This is a genomic window from Thiohalocapsa sp. (genome assembly GCF_019695415.1).
Lineage (GTDB): Bacteria > Pseudomonadota > Gammaproteobacteria > Chromatiales > Chromatiaceae > Thiohalocapsa.
Genome location: NZ_JAIFKJ010000326.1, coordinates 1 through 4,975, shown reverse-complemented (window position 1 = coordinate 4,975; position 4,975 = coordinate 1). Strand labels below are relative to the sequence as shown.

The following is a 4,975-nucleotide window of genomic DNA, read 5'->3' as shown; positions in this document are numbered from 1 at the left end:
TTGGGATACGGCAATGAGATCGAATGAAAAAATGCACACAGGCAACGCGGACGCATCACTCTGCGCGGCGAAGTGCTGACCACGCAGCAAGGCCTATGCCAAAGGCCATGAGGGGTGCAGTGCCAAGGCAAATGATTATCTACAACAGTGTTTTGGGGGAGCGTCGGCCCTACGGGGAATCCAGTTGGGGTCAGCGATCCACGGAATCTGGCTGGTGGCCGCCGAATGGCGTGGGTTGCACGCGGTTGGTGGAAGGGGGACGATTCTTTGGCGCCGTCATGCGCCCACGCGACTGGCATGCTGGGCGAGAAGTCCGCGCTGGCGGTGCCCCTTTCGACGAGAGTCTGGCTGCGGTCTGCTTGACACTCAGAACCATAAGCGCAGCAACGAAAGATGCCACGGCTAGCATTGGAAAGGCGAAGATTGCTGCGTGGAGATGTGCTCGCACTGTCGCGGGCGCAAGCATCTTTTTTGAATGCGGCGTGTCGCGAAACGCCAGCGCGGTAAAGGACTGGGGGTCAATCGTCGGCGGGTCTGACGGTGTTGTCGCTTAAAGGTCACCTAGGAGTATTCGAGGCGGCTGTGCGGAGCAGGATGCCCCGGCATTTTTCAAGTGCCCAAGCGCTTGAAAAACTGAGCAAAGCGGAAGCCGCGTTTTCGCTTCGCGTCTTGAAGAATTGCTAGGACGGCAATTTTTCAAGGTCCCCTAGACCGATTATGCTGCTCGGGATAGCCATAATACTGCGGACCGCCCGAATCAGGCTTGGCGCCTGTATTGTTCAGGAATGGGCGCTGGTGCTTTACCTGCGGCGCCGAGAATAGGCGTAGGACGAAGTGAGTGGGCGGGGCGCTTGTTAAATGCGTCTTACGCGGGAATGCTGAGGCAGCAGTGGCGATAACGTTCGGATCGATTTCGGGGGCGTCGTTGTCCCAATGAGTGCAGCACCGTAATCACACGCCCTGATGGAGCATGTGCGTTCGACGGCGACGGCGACGGCGACGGCGTACGGCGCATGACGCCGCAGCCGCCGGTAGTCCCGGCTTAATCCACGTAGGACAGGATTTTCTTGTAGTTCTCGAAGGCGTCACCCGGCGTCATGCTGGCTGCGCCATTGGACCATTTATCGAAGTCAACGCCGCCCTTATGCGCACACCACTGCACGTACTCTGTCCGCTGGATCTTTCCATCGCCATTCAGGTCGGTCGCGGCGAGTAGCTCATCTGCAGATTTGACTTGCGCGATTGACGAAGTGGCCAGCACGAGAGCGAAAGCACCAGCAACCAGGCCGATGAAAGCGATAGTTTGATTACGTTTCAATGCGATTCTCCTAGGAACGAGGAATGACTGCGCGTTCTAGTGTAGCGATTCCACGCAATCGCATTCGCCGGAACCGGTCAAGTTCTCGCCTGAAGCGGTCAGATGCCTTCTCCCCGGCGCCGTCGCCCAGGCGCTGTCGGTCAGATGTCGATTTGAGCGTTGCGGCCCTGGCATCGGGGGCGGCTGTCCCCTGCATGCCGCCCTCATCGGGTTGGATGGTATCCGGGCGTAGGCGAGTCAGGGGCGTTCGATGCCGAGCTTCTTCATCCGTCCACGCAGGGTACTTGGGCTCATCTGCAGGCGCTTCGCCGCGCCGCCGGGGCCTTCTACCTTCCAGCGGGCCTGTTCCAAGGCATTTATGATGTGAGCCTTTTCCGCGTCACGTATGGTCTGGGAGTAGGACGGGCTTAATGCGGGCGACACCCCCTGCGCAGGTGCACGGATGCTCGGGCCGATGAGCACATGGTCCGCATCGATGGCTTCGCCGCGGCTCAGAATGACGCTGCGCTCCATGACATTCTCCAGCTCTCGGACATTGCCCGGCCAGGGGTAGTCCAGCAGCCGTTCCATGGCGGCCTCCGTGATCTCGGCCTGTGCCAAACCGACCCGGATCTGCGCCTTGCGTGCCGCGTTCAGCGCCAGCACGGGGATGTCCTCAGGTCGCTCGCGCAGCGGCGGTATCTGGATCGGAAACACGTTGATCCGGTAGTACAGGTCTTCTCTGAACAAGCCATCTCTCACCATCGCCTCTAGGTCGCGATGGGTCGCGGCGATGAGGCGAACATCCACCTTGATGATGCGCGAGCCGCCGACGCGCTCGACTTCCTTCTCCTGTAGGACGCGCAGCAGCTTGGGCTGCAGGTCGGTGGACAGCTCCCCGACCTCATCGAGGAAGAGCGTGCCGTCGTTGGCATGCTCGAACCGGCCTCGCCGCAGGCTGGTGGCCCCGGTGAAGGCGCCCTTCTCGTGACCGAACAGCTCGCTCTCCGCGAGGGTAGCGGGGATCGCGGCGCAGTTCAGCCGGATCAGCGGGCGCGTCTGCCGCTGGCTTGAGCTGTGGATGGCTCGGGCGACGATCTCTTTGCCGGTGCCCGTCTCGCCGCGTATCAGGACCACGGCATCCGTCTGGGCCACCAGTTGAATCTGCGAGAGGACTTGCAGCCACGCGGCACTCTGGCCCACCACGTCCGCAGTGCCGTAGTGTGCGCGCAGCTCGTCATCAAGGGCCTGGCGCAGCACGCTCTCGCGGCGCAGATCGGTGACCACTGCGCGGATCAGTGGCCGATCGTCCACCGATTTGATGATGCCGGCATCGACCGCAATCGGCACCACGTTGCCGTTGGCGGTCATGCAGCTGAGCTTCTCCGTGCGAGTCGCACCTCGCTGTTCCACCTCCCGCGTGAAATCGACGAAGGCATCGATCTCGTGCGGATGGATGTCCCGAGGTCTGATCCGCGCCAGCAGCGTCTTGCGATCGTAGCCGAGCAGCCGGCAGGCGGCGGTGTTGACGTCGACAAGTCGATCCCCGACCGGGTCGATGACGAAGACGGCGTTTGGGATCTGCTCCAATAGGGATTCGTACTGCTGCCGGTAGTACTCGACTTCTTTGCCCATATTCCTTGTAGATATCGCGGGGAATACTGCGCGGCATTTTAGAGGCGCGGCGATCCCGTGTCTCTGGCACGGAGAAACCCGGCAAGCCCCTGGCGACAGATTTGATGCCGTTGTCGGGAACCGGATAGGCCACGCCGTTTCCTTCGGTTCGTTGTTGGCCCAGGCTGTGTGAAAACTCTCGCTCAATCCGGAGGTGCGTGTTCCCGCTGGCACCGATCCCGCCTCGTCCGCAAGCTCTACTGCAGCAACGTCGGTCGAGCGCTAAGGTGTTGATCAAAATGGAAATCGACCATGATTCCAACGGCCTTCGCTATTTCCGAACGGGAGTCCCGGCGAGTGTAGCCAGCCACTGGCTGCACATGGCTACAAGTGGCTACACCGGTACCGCCGGGTCGGCAAAGACGCCTGCAAGGCTGGATGCGACCGGACGCCTTGAGGCTCGCCGCCCGCATGGTCCGGTTAGGGTTGGATACCTGCTGCCCAGAGTAGCGTCGGCGCCGATCCAGTGCCATTGCGGTCGTCAGGCTGTGGCGGCGGCCGCCAGTCTGATCAAGATAGCGGGCCAGAACACGAGCTTGACGCACTCCGGCGCCTGCGGCACCCACGCACCTACGCCTTAGGACTCCACACCGCGCGCTCTGCGCATTCGATCAGCCAGCGCCGTCCCGCCGCGTCGCTGTTGCGGTAGGCGTCCAGGAGCCGCCGTTCTTCCGCGGTGAGCATTTCCTTAGCGTCGTCCCCAAACAGCAGGTACTGGGCGGACACGTTGCCGAGCGCTTTGGCGAGCGCCTGCGCCGCCGCAGGAGCCATGCGCCGGATGCCTTGCTCGTAGTTGCCGATCCGGGACTTGGAGTATGTGCCGCCGGTCAAGTCGGCGAGTTGGCTGAGACTGAGCCCCAGCGTCGTGCGGGCAGCCCGCAACCGCCCCGCGGGGCTCTCACTCATTTCGGTTGTTCCACCATGCTGGGTATCCTCGCGCTTATCCACGGGACGAGTATAGCGCTCAATCCCCAACGCACGCAGGACGCACACCCCTAAGGCTGCGGCAGAATGGGGGGCGTGATGCTTGGCCTAGCCTGACACTGCTGACGAGCGAGTCGAGACCCGGCAGCCACTTAGACGTATCGCGATCATTCGCACTGGCGCTCCAGGCCCAGCGCCAAGCCCCCGGCTAGCGCTTAGTGCACGGCACGATCACCGGCTCCGACCTCGGTCCAGCTCGGCGGATGCATGCATGGCTCGAACGCGACGGCCGAGTCTACGATCCGACCGTCCGCCGGTTGTTTTCTGCGGAGGTCTATAGCCGAATTGTCGGTGCTGTCCCCGCGATGCACTACAGCTACGACCATGCGGGTCGGTGGTTGAGCGACACGGGGCACGCCGGCCCGTGGGACGGTTGCTGTCTGGCCGATGCAGGGTTGCTGCGCTAGCGCGGACGCCGGGCGGGTCGTTCAGCGACGTGCCACGCGCTGGACGCGAAGAACATCTGCCGCTAGGTAGTATCTTGTACGCAACAGTCTCCTTGGTTCTAGCTTAAGCCCTTGACCTATTGATTTTAGGGCCTCATAGGCTATCTTGAAGCTAGGGGCAACGAAGTATGTCGTTGTGCAGAGGCAACGCTGTAGCTATCGTGCTACGACGGATGAGTTGTCGGTGCAGAAAGGACGGCTACCGAGAGTACGGCGGTGTCTCAGCCCCCGGCAGCGCCAGCGACAATCGATCGGACAGAGAAGCGAAGGGGGCTTGTGATGACTTCTACTCAAAAGCAAGCGATCTGGGAACTGTGTCGGCAAGGCTTGCACGAAGCGGCTGACCGGGCCGAGCAGTCGTGGGAGGGCGGTGAGCGCTTCACGCCTGAGCGGCGGCTTCCGTTGACGCGAGAAATTGCTTTGTTGATCGATCGCGCGAACTGGGATGTGTACGCACGCGCGGCCCCAAGGTGGGTTATCCGTCGCTCCCGTTCTCCGGACCATGCACTCTCGGCGGCTGCTTAGGGGCTGTCCGCAATTAACTTGAACAATTCGGGGCGATCGAGTAGTTCCA

General features: G+C 62.0%; 3 protein-coding genes. All 3 read right to left on the bottom strand.

What is annotated here, in order from left to right; genetic code table 11:
- Nucleotides 1-1,042 precede the first annotated feature (1,042 nt).
- A complete protein-coding gene (locus I6U14_RS09360; RefSeq protein ID WP_296898733.1) occupies nt 1,043-1,318 on the bottom strand; it encodes a hypothetical protein in 276 nt (91 codons plus the stop codon).
- A gap of 237 nt (nt 1,319-1,555) precedes the next feature.
- Nucleotides 1,556-2,932 carry a sigma 54-interacting transcriptional regulator gene (locus tag I6U14_RS09355; RefSeq protein WP_296898731.1) on the bottom strand — a complete coding sequence of 459 codons (1,377 nt, stop codon included), beginning with the start codon at nt 2,930-2,932 and terminating at the stop codon, nt 1,556-1,558.
- 609 nt (nt 2,933-3,541) lie between these two features.
- The gene (locus I6U14_RS09350) at nt 3,542-3,877 is read right to left on the bottom strand and encodes a helix-turn-helix domain-containing protein (RefSeq protein WP_296898729.1); all 336 of its coding nucleotides are present in this window, start codon (nt 3,875-3,877) and stop codon (nt 3,542-3,544) included.
- Nucleotides 3,878-4,975: the final 1,098 nt, after the last annotated feature.